Origin of the sequence: Symbiobacterium sp. (genome assembly GCF_040797425.1) — a bacterium.
Lineage (GTDB): Bacteria > Bacillota > Sulfobacillia > Symbiobacteriales > Symbiobacteriaceae > Symbiobacterium.
The window spans coordinates 1-21,534 of the sequence record NZ_JBFNEH010000016.1 but is presented as its reverse complement, the minus strand read 5'-3'; the positions used below and the strand labels follow the sequence as shown (position 1 = coordinate 21,534).

Below are 21,534 nucleotides of genomic sequence, written 5' to 3'. Positions count from 1 at the left end.
TTGGTCCCTGTGCGGTGTTCGTGCTACTCCTTTAGTGTAGCAGTATTAGACGTGGTTGTAAGGATAGGTTTTGCCCTACTGTACGGACCCGATCGGCCTGTCAGGATAGGGTTTGATTGATCTGCTCGGCCCAATCGCCGGTGAAACGCGAAACAGGCTGCAGGAGTCTAACCCTGCAGCCCACCTGCCACCTGGTGCCGAAGGCGGGACTCGAACCCGCACGGGGGGTTACCCCACTCGATTTTGAGTCGAGCGCGTCTGCCATTCCACCACTTCGGCTTGATCGCTTAGTTATGATAGCACAAGCTCCTGGCGCTGACAAGGCGCCGCGGCCCGTACCCAGTCGTTCCACCGCCGCTCGCCGCAGGGAAACCAGCCCCGTCTACCGAAGTATCCTAGGAACCGTGGGGCCGTGCGGCTGATTCCCGGAACCGATTTCCGGAACAATGTGCCTCTCGATTCCGTCAGGAACATTGCCCCGCACCGTGGGAGGAGTGAAGTTGGTGTCCAAATCGCTCGACGAACTCCTCGTGGAGAGGGCAAAGCAAGGAGACGTCGAGGCGTTCGAGCAGCTGATCGGCGAGCACGAGAAGACGGTCTACAACATCGCCTACCGGCTGACCGGCAACCACGAGGACGCCTCAGACGTGGCCCAGGAAGCATTCATCCGTGCTTACAGTTCGTTGGCGGATTTCCGCGGTGACTCCTCCTTCGCGACCTGGTTGTACCGCATTGTGAACAACGCCTGCCTGGATGAACTGCGTAAGCGCAAGCGGCAGCGCGTCACCTACCTCGACCAGAGCGTCGAAATGGAGGACGGCGAAGTGTCCCGCCAGATCGCCGACCCCTCGGATGGTCCCGAGCAGGCCCTGGAGCGGGTGGAGATCCGGCGGGCCGTGCAGGAGAGTATCTGCCAGCTGGACGAGGAGTACCGGGTCGTGCTCGTGATGCGCGAACTCCAGGGGTACTCTTACAACGAGATCGCAGAGGCGTTGGGGCTCAACCTCGGCACAGTGAAGTCCCGGCTGAACCGGGCCCGCCACGCACTCAAAGAAAAGTTTGCGAGCCTGGAACTTTTGTCGCCGAGAGTCGTCTGTAGCCCTAGGAGGGGAAAAGCCCATGAACTGTGACGGAGTTCGTCCGCTCCTGTCCGCGTACATCGATGGCGAGCTTTCAGGCGGCGAGTTGCTGCGGGTTCAGCAGCACCTCCGGCGCTGCCATTGGTGCGCGGCCGAAGTGGACGCCCTCCGCCAGACTATTGCACTCGTCACATCCCTGGATGAGGTAGAACCTCCCGACACGTTCCATGCCGAGCTTCATCAGCGCCTGCTGGCCGCCGACCCGCCCCTGGTGGCGGCCCGGAAGGCGAACCGCCGTCTGACCCGGCGCGCTGCGCTCGGGCGGTGGGCGATTCCGGCTGCCGCAGCCGCGGCGCTGGTCATCGGCGTGTCAGGCCTGAACCGTCTGGTGCTGCCCGGGCCGGCGGCCCAGCCACCGCAGCAGCAGGAGAACGTCGTGCTGTTGCCGACCGGGCAGGAGCCGCAGCCCGGCTCCACAGGCACCGTCGAACCGCCTGTTTCGCAGGGCGGCGTGGGTGAGCCTGGTTCGGTGAACGTGCCAGGAGATGAGACGCCGTCTGGCGCCGAGGGACCTGTGGATTCGAACGACATCACCGAACCCGTGGCGCAACCCGCGGAGTCGCCATCTCAGAGCGGCCTTCCCGGTGAGGCCAACGTTCCGGAGAGCGAGCCCGGTGAGGCTGACTCCGGCCCGAAAGGTTCGCCCCTGGGCCCGACGAACCCGGGAGGCGGCGTGAGCACCGCCACGCAAGGGAACGAGCCCGGCACAATGGCGGCGCTGCCGCCGCAGCAGCACCTGCGGGCCTCGCTGGAGGTGGCGGTGGCAGATCCGGAGCAGGCTGCCCGGGAACTGCAGGAGCGGCTCAGCCTAGCGCGTGCGATTCGCATGGAACGGCGGGTCTCCGCTGTGGAACTGCAGGTGACCGTGGCTGCGGCTGATTTCGAGGAGGCCGTGGCGCAGGTGGAGACACAGTTCCGGGGGCAGAACGCCAGCGTTGTGCGGGATTCGGTGGATCTGAGCGCACAGCTGGAGTCGGTGCGGGAGCGGCTCGTCGCCCTTGAGAATCAGCGGGCGAGTCTGGAGCAGCGCCCGCAAGGCGAGGCCGATCCGAAGGCGCTGGCGACCCTGGTGAAGGAAATCGAGGAGCTGCAGGCCACGCGGCAGAACCTGCTGACCGCGCTGGAGAACGCCGAGATCCAGATCGTCCTCAAGGCGCAGCCCTTGCAGTAGGAGATGACCGGTACCTGTGAAGCCTCAGTCGTTCGCAGCGCTGGTGATCGGCCTTGGGCTCCTGGCCGTCCTCCTGCTGCTGCCGGGTCATGCCGACCCGGGCGATAGCCCGGCTGCGGCGCCCGCGGTCCGCACGATCACGGCCCTGGGGCAGGGAGAGGTCCGCGCCAAGCCCGATCAGGTTACCCTCTTCTTCACCGTAACCGCCTGGACAGAGGGGGCTTCCGCTGCCGAAGCGGAGGCCCTTATTGCCGCGTCTGTCGCCCGGTTGCGGGAGGCGCTCGTGAATGCGGGCGCCGACGCATCGGCCGTGGACGTGCACGCTCCGGAGGTGCGCCCCCTGACCGCACAGGACGCCGGCGGGAAAGCCGGCCCGATGGGTTACGAGGCCAGCGCCGGAGTGGCGGTAACGCTGGGCAACCTGCAGCGCGCAGATGCGTTGGTGGACGCCGCCCTGGCTGCGGGCGCCACGGAGATGGCGGGGACCGAGTACGGCCTCCGCAATTCCGCCGACGTGCGGCAGCGCGCCCTGCAGGCCGCCGTGACCGACGCCCGGGCCCGGGCCGCGGCGCTGGCGCAGAGCCAGGGCCGTACGCTGGGTGACCTGGTCTCCGTGGAGGTGGTGGCCGAGGAGGCCCCCACCGAAACGTCGCGCAGCTCGCCCACCGCCCTCGTCTACAGAGCGCAGGTGCGGGCGACGTTCACCTACTGAGCGGGTCGCACGGGGCCGCCGCGGGCGGCCCTTTTGGTTTGCAGGACTGAGCCCACCCCGCCTTGAAATAAGGGGAGACGCGCCCGGTGAAGCTACAAGGGTGCAGCAGAGAGGTGACCCTCATGCCGAACGCAGCGAAACTGCTCCTGCTCGACGGGAACAGCCTGGCCAACCGGGCCTTCTACGCCCTGAAGCTCTTCTCCACCAGCGACGGCGTCTACACCAACGCCGTGTACGGCTTCCTCACCATGCTCTTCAAGCTTCTCGACGAGGAGAAGCCCGACTACGTGGCGGTCGCCTTCGACATGGGGCGGCAGACCTTCCGCACCGCCATGTATGCGGAGTACAAGGGCACCCGCAAGGCGCCTCCGGAGGAGTTCCGGCCGCAGCTGGACCTCCTGCGGGAGGTGCTCACCGCCCTGAACATCCCCTGGTTCCGGGTGGAGAACTACGAGGCGGACGACCTGCTGGGCACCCTGGCCCGCCAGGCGACGGAGCAGGGGCTGCAGACGCTGATCGTCACCGGCGACCGGGACGCGCTGCAGCTGGTGAGCGACAAGGTCACCGTGATGATGACCCGAAAGGGCATCACCGACGTCGTGCGGTACGACCCCGCCACCCTGAAGGCGGAGTACGGCCTCACCCCGGCGCAGATCATCGAGCTGAAGGCGCTGATGGGCGACGCCTCCGACAACATCCCCGGCGTGCCGGGAGTCGGCGAGAAGACCGCCCTCAAGCTCCTCGCCGAGTACGGCACGGTGGAGGGCGTTTACGCCCACCTGGACGAGATCAAGGGGGCGCTGCAGACGAAGCTCCGGGAGAACCGGGACAAGGCGGAGCTTTCCCGCACCCTGGCCACCATCAACGTGAAGGCCCCCGTAGAGCTGAACCTGGAGGAACTGCGCGTGCGGGAGCCCAACTACCCGGAGGCCTACGCCCTCTTCCGGCGGCTGGAGTTCCGGTCGCTCCTCTCCCGCGTCACCCCGCCCGAGGCCGGCGATGCCGCGGAGGCGATGGCCGGGCAGGCCGGAGCGGTGGAGGTCGTCACCGCCCGGCGCGTGAGCGAGCCCGGCGTCCTGCGCCTCTCCGGCGAGGCGGGGGTGTTGGCGCGGATGACGGTGGACCCGGGCAACCCCGGCCGCCCGCGGCCCGTGGGTCTCGCCCTGGCCGAGCCCCCGGCGTGGCTGGAGGGCGAGGCGCTGGCCGACCCGGCCGGGCTGGCGGAGCCCGGTGCGCGGCTCGTCGGCCACGACCTCAAGCCGCTCTACAACTGGTTCTACGGCCGGGGCGTCACCCCGCCCGAGCCGGCGTTCGACACGGCCCTGGCCGCCTATCTGCTGGACCCCGGGCGCAGCACGTACGACCTCGCTGACCTCTGCCGCCAGCACGGCCTGGGCGAGCTGCCGCCGGACGACCATCCGGACGCCTGGGCCACCCGGGCCGGGCTCCTCCCCGAGCTGCGCCGGCGCATGGAGGCTGAGCTCGATCAGCAGGGCATGGCGCGCCTCTACTGGGAGGTGGAGCTGCCGCTCATGCCGATCCTGGCCGAGATGGAGGCCACCGGCGTCGGCATCGACCCGGCCGCACTCCACGAGATGTCCGGCGAGCTGGAGCGGCGCATCCTGCACCTGAGCCAGGAGATCTACGAGCTGGCGGGGATGCAGTTCAACATCTCCTCGCCCAAGCAGCTGGGCGACGTGCTGTTCGGCAAGCTCGGCCTGCCCCACGGCAAGAAGACCCGCACGGGGGGTTACTCCACCGACGCCGAGGTGCTGGAGGAGCTGGCGCCGCTCTACCCCATCGCCCAGCTCGTCCTCGACTACCGCACGCTCACCAAGCTGAAGGGCACCTACGTCGACGCCCTGGGCCAGCTCGTCGCCCGGGACGGACGGATTCACACCACCTTCACCCAGACCGTGGCCGAGACGGGCCGCCTCTCCAGCAAGGATCCCAACCTGCAGAACATTCCCATCCGCATCGAGGAGGGGCGGCGCATCCGCAAGGCCTTCATCGCCCGGCCCGGTCACGTGTTGCTCTCGGCCGACTACTCGCAGATCGAGCTCAGGGTCGTCGCCCACTTCTCCGGCGACCCGGCCCTGCGGGAGGCGTTCCTGCACGACCAGGACATCCACGCCCGCACCGCCGCCGAGGTCTTCGGCGTGCCGATGGAGCAGGTGACGCCCGAGATGCGGCGGCAGGCGAAGGCGGTCAACTTCGGCCTGATCTATGGCCAGACGGACTTCGGCCTCGCACGGTCGGTGGGCATCAGCCGGGCGGAGGCCAGGGCCTTCATCGAAACTTACTTTGCCAAGTTCGCAGGCGTGAAGCGATACATGGAGGAGAAGAAGGCCGAGGCGCGGGAGAAGGGCTACGTCACCACCCTCGACGGCCGGCGCCGGCCGCTCCCCGAGATCCACCACCGCGTCTTCAGCATCCGGCAGAACGCCGAGCGCATGGCCATCAACACGCCCATCCAGGGCACCGCGGCGGACCTGATGAAGCGGGCGATGATCGCCGTGCGGCGCGCCATGCGGGAGGAGGGGCTCTCCGCCCGGATGATCCTGCAGGTGCACGACGAACTGGTCTTCGAATGCCCCGAGGGCGAGCTGGACCGCCTGGCCCGGCTGGTGAAGCGGGAGATGGAGGGTGCGATGAAGCTCGACGTGCCCCTGAAGGTCGAGATCAAGGCCGGGCCCGACTGGTACTCGGTCAGGCCCTACGAGGTCCGGTAGCATGCCGGAACTGCCAGAAGTCGAGACGGTCCGCCGCACCCTGTATCCCCACGTGGTCGGGCGTGAGATCCGGCGGGTGGAGATCCTCACGCCCCGCCAGATCTACTACCCGGACCCGGACACCTTCAAGGCCGAACTGGAAGGGGCCCGCTTCACCGACATCGAGCGGCGGGGCAAGTACCTGTTGTTCCGCCTGGGGCCCGCGCTGCTGGTGGCCCACCTGCGCATGAGCGGCCACCTGTATATCTCGGCTCCGGAGCGGCCCCGGGAGAAGCACCTGCACGTGGTCTTCCACCTGGACGACGGCAGCGAGCTTCGCTACGCCGACCAGCGCAAGTTCGGCGGCTTCCACCTGGTGGGGCCGGACGGGCGGGGCCTGCCGCCCGGGCTCATGCACCTGGGGCCGGAGCCGCTGTCGGACGAGTTCACCGTGGAGCGGCTGGCTGCCGCACTCTCCGGGAGGCGCACACCCGTGAAGGCCGCCCTCCTCAACCAGGAACTGGTGGCGGGCCTGGGGAACATCTACGCCGACGAGGCGCTCTTCTGCGCCCGCATCCACCCCGCGCGGCCGGCCGGCTCCCTCACCGCCGCCGAGGTGGAGCGGCTGCACGGCTGTATCCGCCGGGTTCTGGAGCGGGCGGTGGCAAAGCGGGGGACGACCTTCTCGCTCTACCGGGACGGCGAGGGAAACGAGGGCGACATGTACGACGAGCTGCAGGTCTTTGACCGGGCGGGCCAGCCCTGTCCGGTGTGCGGCACCCCCATCGAGAAGGTGACCGTGGCGCAGCGCGGCACCCACTTCTGCCCCCGCTGCCAGCCGGTGCCCGAGGGCGTGGCCCTGAAGCCCCGCCGGGCGCGGCCCGGGCGCCGGGGCCTGAGCGTCCGGGTCGCCGCCGAGCCGCCCGAGCCGTACGCCTGAAGCTTTCCAGAGCCGCCGCCGGCGCATTCCGGCCGGCGGGTTCCGCCTGTATTGAATGCATATGGAAGGTGAGCTTTGTGCAGTATCTCGTATTTGAATTCCCTTCCGAGAAAGAGATGCGTGAGACCGTGAAGAAGCTGTGGGACCACCACAACGTCTCCGGGGAGATGTCCATCCGCCCCCTCGCCGGCGGCAAGTGGCGGGTCGAGATCCACGCCGAGAAGGACCTGCGGGAGTCGACCCTGCAGAAGTTCGCCGAGTACCGCATCGAGGGCGACTAGCATGCGGATCGTCGGCCTGACGGGCTCCATCGCCAGCGGTAAGTCCACGGTCTCCGCCATCCTGCGGGAGCTCGGCGCGCCCGTGATCGACGCGGACGCCATCGTCCACGATCTGCAGCGGCCGGGAACGCCCGTGACGGAAGCCATTGCCCGCGAGTTCGGGCCGGCGGTGCTGCGACCCGACGGGTCGCTGGACCGGGCCGCCCTGGGGCGCATCGTCTTCTCTGACCCTGCGCGCCGCCGCGCCCTCGAGGCGATCGTCCACCCGGCGGTGCGCGCCGAGATCGAACGGCAAGTCGAGGCCCTGCGCCGGGAGGGCCGCGCCGCCGTCGTGCTGGACATCCCGCTGCTCTTCGAGACCGGGTGGGACAAGCGGGTGGACGAGGTGTGGGTGGTCTACGTGGACGAGACCACGCAGCGGGCCCGCCTCATGGGTCGCGACGGCCTTTCCCCGGCGGAGGCGGAGGCCCGCATCGCAGCGCAGATGAGCCTGGAGGAGAAGATGCGGCGCGCCGACCGGGTGATCGACAACCGGGGCGACCTGGCTCGAACCCGGGCCCAGGTGCTGGCCGCCTGGCAGGCCGTGGCGGGCGGGGCCGAAGGAGCCCGCCCGTCGGACGAGGCGCACTCCGGGGAAGGCGGGTAGCCCCGGTGGCGCGGCGCAGGAGACGACGCCGGCGGTGGCTGGCCCTTGCGATCCTGGTGTTTGCCCTCGTGCTGGCCGCACGGCTGGCGCTGGGGCGGCTGTATCCGCTCGCCTATCACGCCGAGATCAGCCGGTGCGCGGCAGAGCACGGCCTCGATCCCTACCTGGTGGTCGCCCTCATCCGCGCGGAGTCCCGTTTCCGCCCCGCAGCGACCTCCCCGCAGGGGGCCCGGGGGCTGATGCAGATCATGCCCGAGACCGGCCGCTGGGTTGCGGAGCAGATGGGGCTGCCGTTCAGCCCGGACAGCCTCTACGAGCCTGCGTACAACATCCGGGTGGGCTGCTGGTACCTGGCGGCGCTTCTGCAGGAGTTCGCGGGCGACCCGGTGCTGGCCCTGGCGGCGTACAATGGCGGGCTCGGCAACGTGAAGGACTGGCTGGAGCAGGAGCGGTGGACGGGCGAGCGCCACACGCTCACGCAGGTTCCCTTTGCGGAGACGCGGCACTACGTGGCTGCGGTGCTGCGCGATCAGCAGCGGTACCGCTTCCTGTACGGAGAATGGCGCTGGAAGGCAGAGGGAGGGGACGGACATGCGGAACCCGGAACATGACGAACTGGCCAGGCGCCGCGCGGCCCGCACCGCCCGGGAGGCGGGCGAGAAGGGCGAGCCGCGGTTCACCTGGGCCGACACGCTGGCGATGATCATCGCGGCCTACCAGGTGCTCCTGCCCGTCGTCCTGGCCATGATCGGCGTGATGCTGCTGGTCTATCTCCTGTTCCGCCTGCTCTTCCGGTAGATGGTCACGACATGCGCCACCCCCGGTCCGTGCGGCCGGGGGTGTTATATTGGGCGCCGCCCCGGACACCTTCGCGACCCGGGCTGCGCGGGCGCCCGACCCGGTCAGGCCCGCCGGGGCTGTCCCGCCGCGTTCCGGAGCAGCGTACCCGCGCCCGGGCCCGCCTTCTGGCTCGGGTTTCCGCCCGGGCGGCGAGGATAGAGTCCTTACCCTAGAAGGGCTCCCGCAGGTGTACGGCTGACAGCGTATTGCGCTTATTCGGTGCTAGGGATACCGTCATAGTAGCCCGAATTGTCAGCTATATGGTGGGAGGTTGGTTGTGCTGTGCGTACCCGGAGTCGCGACTGGCGTCCGCTGCTGTTCGTTCTGCTTGGCATCGGGGCACTGGCGGCATCTCATTTTCTGCTGCACACCTGCATCGACCACGGCCACATGGTCGAGACGGCCAGCGGCGGTGTGATGCCCATGCGCTGTTACTGGTCCGAGCGCGCCTTCCAGGGCGTCGCCGCGCTGGTGGCGTTCGCCGGCCTGGCGGCCTTCCTCTTTCCTGACTCGGGGCGCGGCGTCTCCCTCGCCGTCACGGGCGCCGGCCTCCTCATGATCCTCATCCCGCTGTGGCTGGTGCCCACCTGTGCCATGGCCGGCATGCCCTGTAACCTCAGCTTCAAGCCCGGGGCGTTGCTTGCCGGCGGCATCACCGTAATGGCGGGCCTCGTGGGGGTGCTGCAGCTGCGTCGGCTGGATGCGGCGGGGGTGGAGCGCCGTGTGGGGTAACCCGGTCCTCGGGCTCCTGGGGCTGGCGCTCCGGAACCTTCTCCGCAACCCCGGCCGGACGCTGGCCGTTCTGGTGGGCGTGATGGTGGTCGCCGGCACCGCCTTCGCCGGCGGCCTGATCGGCCGCGGCGTGGACCATGCGGTGGCCCGCGGGCTGGACCGGCTCGGTGCCGACCTGATGGTCGTGCCCGCAGGGGCCGCCGGGGAGCTGCACACGGCCCTGGTGATGGGCCTGCCCACGGCCTTCTACATGGAGGGTGAGCGGGCCCTGGCCGAGATCCGCTCCATCGAGGGCGTGAAGGCGGCCTCGCCCCAGATCTTCGTGGCGACGCTGGCCTCGTCGGCCTGTTGCACCGGGCACCTCATGCTGGTGGGCTACGACCCGTCCACCGACTTCACCGTCACCCCCTGGCTCCGGCGGGAACTCGGCCGCGAGCTCGCCCCCGACGAGGTACTGGTGGGGAACCACATCCTCGGCGTGACGGGCGACCCCCTCACCTTCTACGGCACGACCTTCCGGCTCGGCGCACGGCTCGACCCGACGGGCATGGGCATGGACGAGACCGTCTTCCTGCCCCAGGAGGCCGTCTGGAAGATGGCCGAGCGCTCGCACGAACTGGCAGAGCAGCCGCTGGAAGTCCCGCAGGGCCACGTGTCGGCCATCCTGGTGGCCCTGGATGAAGGCGCCGACGCGGCCGCGGTGGCCGCCGAGATCGGCCGGCGGGTGGGCGGCGTGGCGGTGATTACGGCGGGCGACGTGGCCCTCAGCGTCGCAGAGGACCTGGCCCTCCTGATGTCCGGCCTCGTGCCGGTGACCCTGTCGGTGCTCCTGATCGCCCTCCTGCTCTTCGTCGTCCTGTTCTTCGCCATCGCCCGGGAGCGGCGGCGGGAGATTGGACTCCTGCGGGCAATGGGGGCGACGGCCGGGCAGTCGGTGCGCGCCCTGGTGCTGGAGGCCACCCTGCTGGGCGGGCTCGGGGGCCTCGCCGGCGTGACCGGCGGCGGGGCCGTGTACGGCCTGTTCAAAGAGGCGATCATGGTCTCCTACACCCTGCCGTTCCTCTACCCGCCCGCCGGGGAGCAGGCGCTGCTGGCCGCCGCCGTGGTGGTGCTCGCAGCCGCCGGCGGTGCACTGGTGGCCGCGTGGCCGGCCCTGCGACTCACCCGACTGGAACCGCACGAGGCGATCCACGCACGTTAGGAGAGGAGCACCCGGTGATCCAGCTCTACGAAGTCAGCAAGACCTACCGAACGCGGGGCCAGTCGGTGGTGGCCCTGGCGCCGCTCAGCGGCCGGGTCGAGCCCGGGGAGTTCGTGATGGTGACGGGCCGGTCGGGCGCCGGCAAGTCGACCCTGCTCGCGCTGATGGGCGGTCTCACCCGGCCCGACGAGGGCACGGTGTCGGTGATGGGGCAGGACCTCTGGTCACTCTCCGACGCGGAGCGGGCCCGTTTCCGGGCCCGCCACATTGGCTTTGTTTTTCAGTTCACCAGCCTCATCCCCACGCTCACCGTTCTGGAGAACCTCCTGCTGCCGGCCTCCTTCCTGCCGCCGGGTGAAGGGGGCGACCGGCAGCGGGCGATGGAGCTCCTGGAGCGGGTCGGCCTGGCGGAGCATATCCACCGCTATCCCTGGCAGCTTTCGGGAGGCCAGCAGAAGCGGGTGGCGGTGGCGCGGGCCTTGCTCAACCGGCCCGAGGTGCTGCTCTTGGACGAGCCCACCGCCGACCTGGACGAGGAGACCGAGCGGGAGGTGGTGTCGCTCTTCCAGGAGGAGAATCGGGCCGGCACCACCGTGGTGATGGTGACCCACAGCACCGAACTGGTCCCGCTGGCCCACCGTCACCTGGTGCTGAGCGGGGGGCGGGTCAGCCATGCGCGCTGATGCCAGCCCCCCCGGTCCTCCGGGACTGGGCCGCGTCCTCTGGGCGCAGCTGCGCCGCTCTCCCGGGCATGCCGCTGCCGGCCTGCTGGCGGCGGCTCTCGCCGCGGCCGCACTGGTGGGTGCGCTGGGGCTGCTGCTCGCCATGGGTCGGACGCTGGAGCGGGGGCTGACGACCCTGGGTGCGGACATGGTGCTCACCCTGCCCGGGCACGAGCAGCAGGTGATGCGGTGGCTGGCCACGGGCGATGCCGCCCCCGTCCCGGCGGCCATCGACGCGGCGGAGTGGCAGCGGGCGATCGCCGGCGCCGAACTGCTCGGGGTGAAGGCCGTGGAAGCAGTGGACCTCTCCCGGGGCGGCGCCGGGGAGCCGGCGGGGGAGAGGGCCTCGGTGCTGGTGATGCGGCTGGAGTTCTGGGCGTCGGCGCCGATGATCCGCGCGACGCTGGCGCAGGTGCTCCCGGAGGCCGTGGCCGTGGTGGGCGAGCAGGCGACCCGCCACGTGCTCACCGACCTGCAGCCGCTGGTGCGCCACCTGGGGCGCGCCGCGGCCGTCGCCGCACTGGGGGCCGCACTCTTGAGCGGCCTCCTGGCCGCGATCCGGGTGGGGGAGCGGCGCGCCGAACTGGGGATGCTGCGCGCGATGGGGGCAACGCGCAGCTACCTGCTGGTCCTCACGGTGGGGGAGTCCGTGGCGGTGGCACTGCCGGGCGGCCTGGCGGGCGGGCTACTGGCTACGGTCGTTCTCCGCCTGCTGCCCGCCACGGCGGCGCTGGTGCGCCACCTGGGCGCCGGGCCCCTCCTGGGTCTCCTGGCCCTGGCCTGCGCCGCTACGACCGCGGCCGGGGCCCTGGCGGCGCTGCCACCGGCGCTGCAGGCGGCGTGGCTCGACCCGCTGGACGCCGTGCGGCGGCACCGCTGAGGCTGTGCTAGATGCCCCAGCTCTTGCCCCACCAGGGGAAGACCTTGGACCAGAGTGCGGGAACGGCCTTGAAGTAGGCAGACGACTTGGTTGCAGGGTAGCCGAAGCCGTAGAACAAGCTGGGTCACCTCCCCGTGGGACCGCCGGCCCCACACCGGCAGTGTATGCCGGCGTGGATTCGGGGGTGACATAAGCTGCCGCCCCTCGGCTGGGGCGGGGCGGCACGCGTTGCCCTTCGGGAGAGGCGAGAACGGGAGAGCCGCATCTCAGCGGAGGTGCGGCTCGATTTCCTCCCACGCGGTTGCAGGTGGAGAGCAGGTGAAGTTGCGGCAGACGTAGGCGGTAGGAAGCCCGCCCACGGGGGCCTTCCCCGTCCAGATCGGCGCGCCGTCCCGCGGCCCGTCGATGCGGGTGAGCACCAGGTTCGGCTCGTACCGGCGCCCCAGCGCCTCCAGCCACGCCTCCGGGGCGTTGCCCACCAGCGTGACTTCCGTGGGGCCGCTGAGGTAGAAGGCCAGGGCCTGCAGCATCGCCGCCATGCCGCCGGGGGACCGCTTCATGAGGTGACGGTGGGCGCGGAAGACCGCCTCCGCCACGGACCGGAACCGGTCGTCCGACCGGTAGGGCTGAAGGCGCAGAAGGTTCATGACGGCGACGGCGGCGCCGGAGGGTACCGAGGCGTCCAGGAGGGCCCTGGGCCGGTGGATGAGGTCGGCGCCGGACGCCGTGAGGTAGAAAGAGCCGCCGTCGTGGAAGCGGCTGAGGGTCTCGTCCGCTAGCCGCATGGCCTCGTTCAGGTAGCGCTCGGCAAAGGTGGCCTCGTACAGGTCGATCAGCCCGGCCGTAAGGAAGGCGTAGTCTTCGAGGTAACCGGGGATGCCGGCCTCTCCGTCCTTGAACCGGCGCAGCAGGCCGCCACTGCCGTCCGACAGGTGCGCGAGGAGGAAGTCCGCCGCCCGCCGGGCGGCTTCAGTATACTCCGGGCGGCGCAGGGCACGCCCGGCCCGCGCCAGGGCGGAGAGCATGAGCCCGTTCCAGCCGGTGAGGATTTTCTCGTCCCGGAAGGGCGGCACCCGCCGCTGCCGGGCCTCCAGCAGTCGGCGCTTCCCCGCGCGGATCCGGGCCCCGACCTCCTCCGGCGGCAGGCCGACGGCCGCAGCCAGCGCCTCCGCCGGCTCGGCGATGTGGAGAACCGTCTTGCCGGTCTGTTCGAAGTTGCCCTCCGCGGTCACGCCGAAGTGCCGGCAGAGCAGCTCGCCCAGGTCGGGGCCCAGCACGGCGAGGATCTCCTCGCGATCCCACACGTAGAACTTGCCCTCCTCGCCCTCCGAGTCGGCATCGATGGTGGCGAAGAAGCCGCCCTCGGGATGGGTCATCTCCCGGAGCACGTAGTCGAGGGTCTCCTCCACCACGCGCCGGAAGAGCGGCTCGCCGGTGGCCTGCCACGCGGCGAGGTAAACCGGGGGCAGCAGGGCGTTGTCGTAGAGCATCTTCTCGAAGTGCGGAACCGCCCAGCGCGCGTCCACGGAGTAGCGGTGGAAGCCGCCGCCCAGCTGGTCGTAAATGCCGCCCTCGGCCATCCTGCGCAGGGTGAGGGTGACGAGGTCCAGGCAGAGCGCCTCGCCCGTGTCCTTCCAGTAGCGCAGCATCAGGTCGAGGGTGCAGGGATTGGGGAACTTGGGCGCCCCGCGGAAGCCGCCGTTCTGCCGGTCAACGCTGGCCGCCAGCGCCCAGACCGCGCTGGCGATGAGCTGACGGTCCGGGAGGTCGCCGGCGGGGGGCTCCAGCGCGTCGCTCCGGACGATCCCCTCTGCCCAGTTGGCGGCCACTTGCTCGACCTCGTCCCGCTTCTCCCGCCATGCGCGCGCCAGGGCCAGCAGCACCTGCCGGAAACCCGGCCGGCCGTACCGCTCGGCGGGCGGGAAGTAGGTGCCCACGTAAAAGGGCTTCCGGTCAGGGGTGAGCCAGACGGAAAGGGGCCAACCGCCGGAACGGGTAACCAGCTGGCAGATGGTCTGGTAGATGTCGTCCAGGTCGGGCCTTTCCTCCCGGTCGACCTTGATGCAGACGAAGTGCTCGTTCAGGATGGCGGCGATATCCGGGTCACGGAACGACTCCCGCTCCATCACGTGGCACCAGTGGCAGCTCGAATACCCGATGGAGAGGAAGATCGGCTTGTCCTCGGCCCTGGCTTTCTGCAGGGCCTCCTCGCCCCAGGGGTACCAGTCGACGGGGTTGTAGGCATGCTGCTGCAGGTACGGCGAGGCCTCGCGGATGAGGCGGTTGGGCTTTGGGGGCAGGGGGATCGACCTCCTTTCGATGCCTGAGCTGCACCGCCGTGAGTGCGGAACAGCTCCTCGTTATCTTTCTATTGTGTGCCGCCGTGCGAGCTATCGATCCGTCACCCGCGTTGCGGTCCCGGAGCACGCCTTCGGCATTCGTGGCCCGTGCCGTGGGAATGAGGTCCGGGGCGCGATGGGAAGCGGCAGACGCGGGGGGCGGTCGTACCCCGGTACGATGTCCGGCAGACACTGCGGGACGATGACGCCTCTCCCGATCAAAGTATAATTTTCGACAGATTCGCATGCGAAGGGAGGCCGATCATGGAGCCGACACCGAGGACGCAGGGCATAGACCCCAGGTTCCTGGAGAAACTGTGCGATCCGTTCACGCATGCGCCCCTCACCGTCCAGGTCGGGGAGGACAACACTCCGTTCCTTTGCAGCGGTGATGGGAGTCGCTTTGTCATTCGAAATGGGATTCCCGTCTTCCTTCAGGAGAACCAGGTGCAGGGGCCAAATCGGAGATACCAGCGCCTGTATGACTCATTCGCGCCGTTCTATGATCCTGTGCAGCGACTCGTGTACTGGTTCTTTGGCGGCGAAGCCAGGTGCAGAACCGAATACCTGAGGAACATCCTGGTTCGCCCGGGTGATGCTGTACTCGAAGTCTCCGTGGGGACCGGCGGCAACCTGCGCTTCCTCAGGAGCGATGCCGAATACTATGGCCTCGACATCTCCTGGGGGCAGCTGCAGCAGTGAGTGGCCAATCAGGCGCGCTACGGGTTCAGGGTGAGGCTGGTCCAGGGCGAGGCGGAACACCTGCCATTCAGGGACGCATCCTTCGATGTGGTGTTTCACGTTGGCGGGATCAACTTCTTCAACGACAAGGCGAAGGCCATGGCGGAGATGGCCCGCGTGGCGAAACCCGGCACGAAGATCGTGGTCATCGATGAGACGGAGCGGGTAGCCGCACTGGGGGAACAGCTCCCGTTCGCGCAGAGGTTCTTCAAGGGCCGCCGGGGACCGATCGATGCTCCAGTCGACTGCATACCGCCCGGGATGACGGAGGTGAGGGTCACCTATCCGGCCGGGGGGCGTCTGTACTGTCTGGAGTTCCGCAAGCCGGTCGCCACACCTGGCCACGGTGGGCCTCGATAGGTCCCGTAGCCCCGTGCCACTCACCCCGCACAGCGCTGCCCGCATACCATAAAACACACACGCCCAGGCAGAGGAGGGGTACACCATAGGCCGCATCAGAACCAATCGGGCGGACCTGGAACTGATGGCGCGCCTGATGCGGGCGGAGGCCGAGGGCGAGGGCGACCTCGGCATGCTCATGGTGGGCAACGTGATCACCAACCGCGTCTACGCCAACTGTGGGGAGTTCCGGGATCTCCGCTCCGTCCAGGACATCATCAACCGCGACCTGGCGACGCAGTGCCGAACCGGTTTTGAGGCGGTGTGCAAGCCCTACTTCTGGCAGGGTGCCCGTGAGCGCGACATCCGTCTGGCCGAGCGGAACGCCCGGGGCGAACGGCAGCACCCGGCGACCTTCGCCCTCTGGTTCCACCGGCCACCCGGCCAGCAGTGCCCTTCCAGCTGGTGGGGGAGGCCCCTGGCCGGTCAGTACAAGAACCACTGCTTCTACCTGGCGGATGCACAACAGTGCCCACGAGTCTTTTCCTAGGCGAGGTGGATTGCCCTGAGCGGGATGATGCCGATGGGCGGGATGGGGCAGATGGGCCAGATGCCGACGCCCTATGGCAAGTGGGGCTGGCCCGGGATGCCCTTTATGATGGGTCCGGCGCAGCCACTGATGGGCCCGGTCTACGGCGGACAGGTGGCGGTTCCGGAGGAGCAGAGCTACCTCGAGAACATCCTGCGGCTCAACCGCGGCAAGATGGCCACGATTTACACCACCAACGACAACAACCCGGAATGGGCCGCCAAGGTGTTCCGGGGCGAGGTGGAAAATGCCGCCCGGGATCACGTAGTGCTCAGCGACCCCGAGACGGGGCAGCGCTACGTGATCCTGATGGTGAACATCGACTTCCTTACGTTCGACGAGCCGCTGCGCTACACGCCGGACATCTACGGCCGGTAGCGCCGCCGCAGCCACGCGGGGCCAGGAAGAGGCCGCTGGCGAGCGAAATGGAAACAACGAGTGAGCACCCCCGGGGGTGGCAGGGGGTGCTCGCTCGCTGTTCGTTATGCTCGGTTGGACATAACGATTCTGAGGTCATCATACTACGATTCGGCCGGATGGTCAACCCTGAACGCGGACATCGCCAGCGCAAGGCCGGCGGCCCCCTCGAAACGATGGGGCGCCGCCGGCCTGCGGGTCATGTCGCCCGTGCAGAGCGGGTCACTGCAGCTTGCTGTCGGGGGGCATCGGCCGGTCGCCGGCCATGTCACCCTGCCCGTCCAGCAGGTGGGTCATGCCGCGCACCAGGGTGTCGTCCTCCAGCACGCTGTAGAGATGGTAGCCCAGGTCCTCCCGCTCGACCAGGATGTCCTCCAGCACCTCCACCGTGCCGAAGTCACCCAGCTCGTGTGCGCGGCGGATCGTCTTGCGCAGCATCTCCTGGATCTTCAGCTCGTGTTCCAGGTCGTTGCGCAGGAAGTCGCGTATCGAGTGCCTGCCCTCGACCTCGTGCTTGATGTACGAGAGCTCGTGCTGGGTCACCGGGTGGGCCGTGGGCACGCCGCCGAGCCGGGCCACGCGCTCGCCGATCTCGTCGATGTGCTTCGAGGTCTTCTCAATGTGCTCGTCCAGCAGGTGGTGCAGGCTGTGGAAGGCCTCGGCGCCCTCGGTGAGCCAGTGGTGCTTGCGGTACTGGTGCAGCGCCACGTTCAACGCGCACTGGTGGTCGTCGAGCTGCAGGGCCATCTCGAGCCGGACCTCATAGGGGAGCCCGATGCCGGCACCCACCTTCTTGACGGTGCGGGGCTGCTGGCGGGTGACCATGTCGTGGTTCGTGCCGTGGCCGGGCATGTTGGGGTTGTAGCCGGACTTGTCCATGTTGAACTGCCCCTGGAAGTTGGCCAGGTTGGTCATGGTCGCGGTGAGTTGCCCGGCCGGGGTGTGGGGAAGCTGCAGTTTCTCTGGCACAGTGCATCCTCCTACGGCGTGATGGGTTCCACGGCTAGTCTGGGTGATTCAGTCTGCGGGTATGTGCCTGACCCGGCCTGCGGCTGCCTTCCTTCTCATCTCCCGGGCGGGTTGACAGGGGGCACGGTCGTTCCGTACCTCGCTTAAGTTAGGGAACGACTATGTTAAAGAGAGCACGGAATCATGGGAGGTTGGTTCGATATGGATCCCCAGGTGAAGAAGCAGGTATTGCGGAAGCTGACCTACGGTCTCTATGTGGCCACCGCCCTGAAGGACACTGAGGCTGCCGCTGCGACGGTCAACTGGCTCTCCCAGGCCTCCTTCCAGCCCCCGCTGGTCATGATGGCCGTGAAGGCCGACAGCGGGCTGCACGCCCTGCTCAGCCAGGGGGCGACCGTTGCGGTGAACATCCTCGGCGCCGATCAGAAGGGGCTGGCGGAGACGTTCTTCCGGCCGACCAAGCTGGAAGGGAACACGCTGAACGGTGTGCCCTTCAAGCCCGGCGAGACCGGGGCTCCGCTTCTGGAGGGGGTGCCGGCGGCGTTCGAGGCGAAGGTCGTGCAGTCGGTTCCCGGCGGTGACCACACGGTCTTCGTCCTCGAGGTCGTGGCGGTGCACCTGAACGATCCGGATGCCAAGGTGCTGGAGATGTGGGACACCGGCTGGTTCTACGGGGGTTGACCGGCTGCGGCCGGCCAGGTTCTACGGGCTGTCCCGGCAGGACGATCTGCGTCGGGACAGCCCTCTTGTATGCATGGGGCGATACTCCCACGGGGGACTCCCCCGGCGTTGCAGCAGGGGCGGAGGCCCGCATCGGGCGGGCCTCCCGCCTGTCATAGAGGGCCCGTCCGTGCATAAGCCTTCCCTTGGAAGGAGGGGGAGGACTTGCACAAGGCCCAGATTGCCTGGATCTTCTTCATGTTCATGGCCGCCCTGGCGCTGCGGTCCGCGCCGGCTGCCATCGAGGCCATGGGCTCCTCCCACAGCTACGGGTCGGTCTTCTGCAACGCCGCCCGGGTTCCGGGGCAGCCGCCCCTGCTGGCCATCGTCATCGACGACCTGACCACCGGCGCACCGGGGCTGGATGACCTGCTGGCCCTGGGCCGGCCGCTGACGTTCGCCGTCTTCCCGGACCGGCCGGACGCCGGCGCCCTTGCGCGGCGGGTGAGCGCGCTCGGGCACGAGGTAATCCTGCACCTGCCCATGGACGCCGGGCAGGTCAACCCCGACTGGTACGCGGGGCGGCCCATTTCAGCACGCCAGACCGACGAGGAGATTCAGCGCCTGGTGACCGAGTGGCTGGCGGCCGTGCCGGAGGCGCGCGGAATGAACAACCACATGGGCACCGTGGCGACCCAGGACGAGCGGGTGGTGCGGGCGGTGCTGGAGGTGGCCAAGCGTCACGGCAAATACGTGTTGGATAGCATGACGACAGAGAACACCGTCGTGCCCCGCACGGCGGTGGCGATGGGCGTGCCGTGCATGCAGCGGTCGCTCTTCCTCGACCACGAAGCGGGCAAGGAAGCCGCCATCGCCCAGCTGCGCAAGCTGGCCGACTGGGCCGAGGAGCACGGGGCCGCCATTGGCATCGGCCACGTGGGCATCGGGCGAGAGGGCACGGCAGCAGCCTTGCGGGAGGTTCTGCCGGAGCTGGAGGAGCGGGGAATCCGGCTGGTCACGCTCTCGGAACTTCTGGCGTTGCAGCAGGAAGAATAGCACGCCAGGACGAACAAAACATTAAAGGGTAACTTTTCAGGGTAATGGCTTTCGGCGGATGTGACCCATCCTCAGATTCTGGCATGAGGAGGCGACGAGGTGGACCTGGGACGGACATTTCAGCGGTTCTTCCGTGATTGGCAACAGTTTGCCTGGGCCGGATTCGGGGCGCTGCTCATCCAGCTGGTGGGTGCCGCCGTCGGGATGGTTCTGGCGCTGGTGGGGCTCGGGCCGAGCATCTCGAATCTGATTCGCGAGTCCATGAGTCCCATGCGCTTGAACCCCGTCGGCTATGTCTTCCCGAAAACCGCAGCCGTGACCGGGGCGTTTGGGTTCATCGCGGCGATTGCCATCGTTGGACTCGTCGTCCACGGGTTGACCAACGCCGGACTGGTCGGTTCGGTCGTGGCCTACCGTCGGGGCGAAGGGGTGAACCTGAGCACCTTCTGGTCGTATGCCACCCGGTATTTTGGCCGGATGATTCTCATTGGCCTGATTTTCGATGTCATCATCATACCGTTGAGCTCTATCCTCTTGTTCATTCCGGTGCTCGGGTGGCTCGTCTGGGTCGTCTGGATGCCCACCGCCGCGGTGACCCTCATGCTGTACCCCGCCTACCTGACCATTCAGGATGACTACTCCGTGGGTCTGGCCATCGGCACGGGATTCCGGATCATCCGCTCGCACATCGGTGAGGCGCTGCTGGGCGCCGGGATCTTCGTACTCTTCCTCATCGCCTTCGGCCTGATCGGCTGGATTCCCGTGCTGGGCTGGCTCGCGGTCGTCATCCTCGGCCAGCCGCTGCTGTACTACTTCCTCAGCGAACGGTTCGAGACGGAGGTCCGGCCGCGGCTGTGATGCGGAAACAAGGAGGCCATCGAGCCCCGGGGGCCGTGCTCCCGGGGCTCGATGGCCCTTGCTTATGTCTCCCCGCCCGCGGGGGCCGACTGCGGCAGCGCCACCTTGCGCTTCCAGCGGCCCGTGGCGTAGTAGCCCAGGTGGAGCAGGAAACTGGCCACCGCCGAGATGAGGATGCCCATCCAGATGCCGGCCGGGCCCATGCGTGCCGCCAGCAGGTAGGCGGCGGGCACCCGCACCACCCACAGGCCGATGATGGTCATCACCAGGGTGGCCATCGTGTCGCCGGCGCCCCGCATCACGCCGCCCAGCACGAAGATCAGGGCGAAGAAGATGTAGCTCCAGCCGTTGATGCGCAGGTAGAGGCTGCCGGCGGCCAGCACGTCCGGCTCGCGGTTGAACAGGGCGATCAGGAGCGTCGGCTTTACCACCGCGACCACGGTGACGAGGCTGGTGATCAGCACGCCCAGGCCGGCGCACCATTTGACCGCGGAAGAGACCCGGTCCAGCTTTCCCGCACCCAGATTCTGCGCCACTACCGAGGTGACGGCGAGGCCCATCGACATCGAGGGGAGGAAGGCAACCTGGTCCAGCCGCTGCGCCGCGCCGAAGGCGGCCACCACGTCCGGTCCGAAGCTGTTGATCAGGGCGGTCACCGTGACCATGCCGAAGGAGACCACCGCCTGCTGCAGCCCGGCGGGCAGGCCGATGCGGAAGATCCGGCCGGCCAGGTTCCAGTCAACCCGGAAGTAGTCGCGGCTCAGCGCGATCAGGTCGCTCTTTCGGAGCATCCAGCGCAGGAGCCAGACGGCGCTCACACCCTGGGCGATCACCGTAGCGATGGCGACGCCCGGAACGCCCATTTGGGGCACCGGCCCCAGGCCGAGGATGAAGACGCCGTCCAGCAGGATGTTGAGCCCCGTGGCCACCGCCAGGGCGATGAGCGGGGTGTTGGCGTCGCCGAGACCCCTCAGGATCGCCCCGAGGGTGTTGTAAAGAAAGAGGACCAGGATGCCGCCCATGAAGATGCCCAGGTAGGCGGCCGAATCGTGGATGATCTCCTCGGGGGTGGCGATAAGCCGGAGCAGCGGGTAGCGGAACACGACGCCCACCAGACCCATGACGGCCCCCAACACGGCGAGGAGGGTAAGGGAGGTGCCGATGGTCCGCCGCACCAGGTCCTCCTGCCCGGCCCCGCGGTACTGGCCCACGAGGGTGGTGGTGGCCATCGTCAGGCCGACCACCAGCGAGATCAGGGCGAAAATGAGCGGCTGGGAGACCGTGACGGCGCCCAGCGCGTGCTTGCCGATTACCTGGCCGACCCAGACCGAGTCAACCACGTTGTAGAGCATCTGCAGCAGGTTGCCCGCGAACAGCGGGAGCGAGAACATCAGGATGTGCCCCGGGATCGAGCCCCGCGTGAAATCGCGCTGTGAACCCGGACGCATGCGTTGCCTCCTTTGCCCCGGAAATAGGGTGTCCGAACTCGGTCCGTGCGGAGCGACCATCTTTTGTGACGCAGAAAGCGCCCGAACCGATCCGGTTCTGTTCCCGAATCTGTGCCTTCAGGGTTGAGCGGCTGCCGCCCGGG

The 21,534-nt window shown here is 68.6% G+C and carries 23 protein-coding genes and 1 tRNA gene; 20 read left to right on the top strand and 4 right to left on the bottom strand.

Annotated elements, in window-relative coordinates; translation table 11 throughout:
- Positions 1–192: 192 nt before the first annotated feature.
- Positions 193–279, bottom strand: a tRNA-Leu gene (locus AB2385_RS06995).
- Positions 280–503: 224 nt separating this feature from the next.
- Here AB2385_RS06995 and AB2385_RS06990 point away from each other — a divergent pair.
- The 13 genes from AB2385_RS06990 to AB2385_RS06930 all read left to right on the top strand — a co-directional run bounded on the left by AB2385_RS06990 (position 504) and on the right by AB2385_RS06930 (position 11,975).
- Complete coding sequence (locus tag AB2385_RS06990; protein ID WP_367654236.1) at positions 504–1,130, top strand: RNA polymerase sigma factor; 627 nt, start codon at positions 504–506, stop codon at positions 1,128–1,130.
- Entirely contained in the window at positions 1,120–2,310 is a 1,191-nt protein-coding gene (locus AB2385_RS06985) for a zf-HC2 domain-containing protein (protein WP_367654235.1), read from the top strand. Before AB2385_RS06990 ends, AB2385_RS06985 begins: the two co-directional genes overlap by 11 nt.
- 16 nt (positions 2,311–2,326) lie before the next feature.
- A complete protein-coding gene (locus AB2385_RS06980) occupies positions 2,327–3,022 on the top strand; it encodes an SIMPL domain-containing protein (RefSeq protein WP_367654234.1) in 696 nt (231 codons plus the stop codon).
- A 122-nt stretch (positions 3,023–3,144) separates the two neighbouring features.
- Positions 3,145–5,754 carry a DNA polymerase I gene (polA, locus tag AB2385_RS06975; RefSeq protein ID WP_367654233.1) on the top strand — a complete coding sequence of 870 codons (2,610 nt, stop codon included), beginning with the start codon at positions 3,145–3,147 and terminating at the stop codon, positions 5,752–5,754.
- A 1-nt stretch (position 5,755) separates the two neighbouring features.
- Positions 5,756–6,673 (top strand): bifunctional DNA-formamidopyrimidine glycosylase/DNA-(apurinic or apyrimidinic site) lyase, encoded by a 918-nt coding sequence (gene mutM / locus AB2385_RS06970; RefSeq protein WP_367654232.1) that lies wholly within the window; start codon positions 5,756–5,758, stop codon positions 6,671–6,673.
- A gap of 128 nt (positions 6,674–6,801) precedes the next feature.
- Complete coding sequence (locus tag AB2385_RS06965; protein WP_367654231.1) at positions 6,802–6,954, top strand: hypothetical protein; 153 nt, start codon at positions 6,802–6,804, stop codon at positions 6,952–6,954.
- A gap of 1 nt (position 6,955) precedes the next feature.
- Positions 6,956–7,600, top strand: coding sequence for a dephospho-CoA kinase (gene coaE, locus AB2385_RS06960; RefSeq protein ID WP_367654230.1), 645 nt, complete (start codon positions 6,956–6,958; stop codon positions 7,598–7,600).
- Between the two features lie 5 nt (positions 7,601–7,605).
- Positions 7,606–8,211, top strand: a complete 606-nt coding sequence (locus AB2385_RS06955) for a lytic transglycosylase domain-containing protein (RefSeq protein ID WP_367654229.1) — start codon at positions 7,606–7,608, stop codon at positions 8,209–8,211.
- Positions 8,192–8,398: a hypothetical protein gene (locus tag AB2385_RS06950; protein WP_367654228.1), complete on the top strand. Its 207-nt coding sequence runs from the start codon at positions 8,192–8,194 to the stop codon at positions 8,396–8,398. The genes AB2385_RS06955 and AB2385_RS06950 overlap by 20 nt, the downstream gene beginning before the upstream one ends.
- A 324-nt stretch (positions 8,399–8,722) precedes the next feature.
- The gene (locus tag AB2385_RS06945; protein ID WP_367654227.1) at positions 8,723–9,172 is read left to right on the top strand and encodes a DUF4418 family protein; all 450 of its coding nucleotides are present in this window, start codon (positions 8,723–8,725) and stop codon (positions 9,170–9,172) included.
- Complete coding sequence (locus tag AB2385_RS06940; protein ID WP_367654226.1) at positions 9,162–10,373, top strand: FtsX-like permease family protein; 1,212 nt, start codon at positions 9,162–9,164, stop codon at positions 10,371–10,373. Before AB2385_RS06945 ends, AB2385_RS06940 begins: the two co-directional genes overlap by 11 nt.
- A 14-nt stretch (positions 10,374–10,387) precedes the next feature.
- On the top strand, positions 10,388–11,056 hold the full coding sequence (locus AB2385_RS06935) for an ABC transporter ATP-binding protein (RefSeq protein WP_367654225.1): 669 nt from the start codon (positions 10,388–10,390) through the stop codon (positions 11,054–11,056).
- Positions 11,046–11,975: an FtsX-like permease family protein gene (locus tag AB2385_RS06930; protein ID WP_367654224.1), complete on the top strand. Its 930-nt coding sequence runs from the start codon at positions 11,046–11,048 to the stop codon at positions 11,973–11,975. Before AB2385_RS06935 ends, AB2385_RS06930 begins: the two co-directional genes overlap by 11 nt.
- Before the next feature lie 266 nt (positions 11,976–12,241).
- Here the strand turns inward: AB2385_RS06930 and AB2385_RS06925 are convergent, their stop codons facing one another.
- Positions 12,242–14,251, bottom strand: a complete 2,010-nt coding sequence (locus AB2385_RS06925) for a thioredoxin domain-containing protein (RefSeq protein WP_367654270.1) — start codon at positions 14,249–14,251, stop codon at positions 12,242–12,244.
- A 327-nt stretch (positions 14,252–14,578) separates the two neighbouring features.
- Here AB2385_RS06925 and AB2385_RS06920 point away from each other — a divergent pair, with 327 nt between their 5' ends.
- The 4 genes from AB2385_RS06920 (at position 14,579) to gerQ (ending at position 16,361) form a co-directional block, all read left to right on the top strand.
- The gene (locus AB2385_RS06920) at positions 14,579–15,016 is read left to right on the top strand and encodes a class I SAM-dependent methyltransferase (RefSeq protein WP_367654223.1); all 438 of its coding nucleotides are present in this window, start codon (positions 14,579–14,581) and stop codon (positions 15,014–15,016) included.
- Entirely contained in the window at positions 15,017–15,415 is a 399-nt protein-coding gene (locus AB2385_RS06915) for a class I SAM-dependent methyltransferase (RefSeq protein WP_367654222.1), read from the top strand.
- Positions 15,416–15,539: 124 nt separating this feature from the next.
- The gene (locus AB2385_RS06910) at positions 15,540–15,944 is read left to right on the top strand and encodes a cell wall hydrolase (protein WP_367654221.1); all 405 of its coding nucleotides are present in this window, start codon (positions 15,540–15,542) and stop codon (positions 15,942–15,944) included.
- A 51-nt stretch (positions 15,945–15,995) separates the two neighbouring features.
- Positions 15,996–16,361 (top strand): spore coat protein GerQ, encoded by a 366-nt coding sequence (gene gerQ, locus AB2385_RS06905; protein WP_367654220.1) that lies wholly within the window; start codon positions 15,996–15,998, stop codon positions 16,359–16,361.
- 261 nt (positions 16,362–16,622) lie between these two features.
- On the opposite strand, the gene AB2385_RS06900 is transcribed toward gerQ, so the two are convergent.
- Entirely contained in the window at positions 16,623–17,369 is a 747-nt protein-coding gene (locus AB2385_RS06900) for a Dps family protein (RefSeq protein WP_367654219.1), read from the bottom strand.
- A gap of 201 nt (positions 17,370–17,570) precedes the next feature.
- On the opposite strand from AB2385_RS06900, the gene AB2385_RS06895 reads away from it, so the two are divergent.
- The 3 genes from AB2385_RS06895 to AB2385_RS06885 all read left to right on the top strand — a co-directional run bounded on the left by AB2385_RS06895 (position 17,571) and on the right by AB2385_RS06885 (position 19,943).
- Complete coding sequence (locus AB2385_RS06895; protein ID WP_367654218.1) at positions 17,571–18,050, top strand: flavin reductase family protein; 480 nt, start codon at positions 17,571–17,573, stop codon at positions 18,048–18,050.
- A gap of 204 nt (positions 18,051–18,254) precedes the next feature.
- Positions 18,255–19,085 carry a divergent polysaccharide deacetylase family protein gene (locus tag AB2385_RS06890; protein WP_367654217.1) on the top strand — a complete coding sequence of 277 codons (831 nt, stop codon included), beginning with the start codon at positions 18,255–18,257 and terminating at the stop codon, positions 19,083–19,085.
- 99 nt (positions 19,086–19,184) lie between these two features.
- Complete coding sequence (locus tag AB2385_RS06885) at positions 19,185–19,943, top strand: hypothetical protein (RefSeq protein ID WP_367654216.1); 759 nt, start codon at positions 19,185–19,187, stop codon at positions 19,941–19,943.
- 62 nt (positions 19,944–20,005) lie between these two features.
- On the opposite strand, the gene AB2385_RS06880 is transcribed toward AB2385_RS06885, so the two are convergent.
- The gene (locus AB2385_RS06880) at positions 20,006–21,391 is read right to left on the bottom strand and encodes an MATE family efflux transporter (RefSeq protein WP_367654215.1); all 1,386 of its coding nucleotides are present in this window, start codon (positions 21,389–21,391) and stop codon (positions 20,006–20,008) included.
- Between the last annotated feature and the right edge of the window lie 143 nt (positions 21,392–21,534).

Bases quoted from the DNA above. Each gene is read 5' to 3' on its own strand.
- AB2385_RS06985 (WP_367654235.1), top strand. From the start codon at position 1,120: ATGAACTGTGACGGAGTTCGTCCGCTCCTGTCCGCGTACATCGATGGC.
- polA (WP_367654233.1), top strand. From the start codon at position 3,145: ATGCCGAACGCAGCGAAACTGCTCCTGCTCGACGGGAACAGCCTGGCC.
- mutM (WP_367654232.1), top strand. From the start codon at position 5,756: ATGCCGGAACTGCCAGAAGTCGAGACGGTCCGCCGCACCCTGTATCCC.
- coaE (WP_367654230.1), top strand. From the start codon at position 6,956: ATGCGGATCGTCGGCCTGACGGGCTCCATCGCCAGCGGTAAGTCCACG.
- AB2385_RS06950 (WP_367654228.1), top strand. From the start codon at position 8,192: ATGCGGAACCCGGAACATGACGAACTGGCCAGGCGCCGCGCGGCCCGC.
- AB2385_RS06930 (WP_367654224.1), top strand. From the start codon at position 11,046: ATGCGCGCTGATGCCAGCCCCCCCGGTCCTCCGGGACTGGGCCGCGTC.
- AB2385_RS06920 (WP_367654223.1), top strand. From the start codon at position 14,579: ATGGAGCCGACACCGAGGACGCAGGGCATAGACCCCAGGTTCCTGGAG.
- AB2385_RS06910 (WP_367654221.1), top strand. From the start codon at position 15,540: ATGGCGCGCCTGATGCGGGCGGAGGCCGAGGGCGAGGGCGACCTCGGC.
- gerQ (WP_367654220.1), top strand. From the start codon at position 15,996: ATGGGCCAGATGCCGACGCCCTATGGCAAGTGGGGCTGGCCCGGGATG.
- AB2385_RS06895 (WP_367654218.1), top strand. From the start codon at position 17,571: ATGGATCCCCAGGTGAAGAAGCAGGTATTGCGGAAGCTGACCTACGGT.
- AB2385_RS06880 (WP_367654215.1), bottom strand. From the start codon at position 21,391: ATGCGTCCGGGTTCACAGCGCGATTTCACGCGGGGCTCGATCCCGGGG.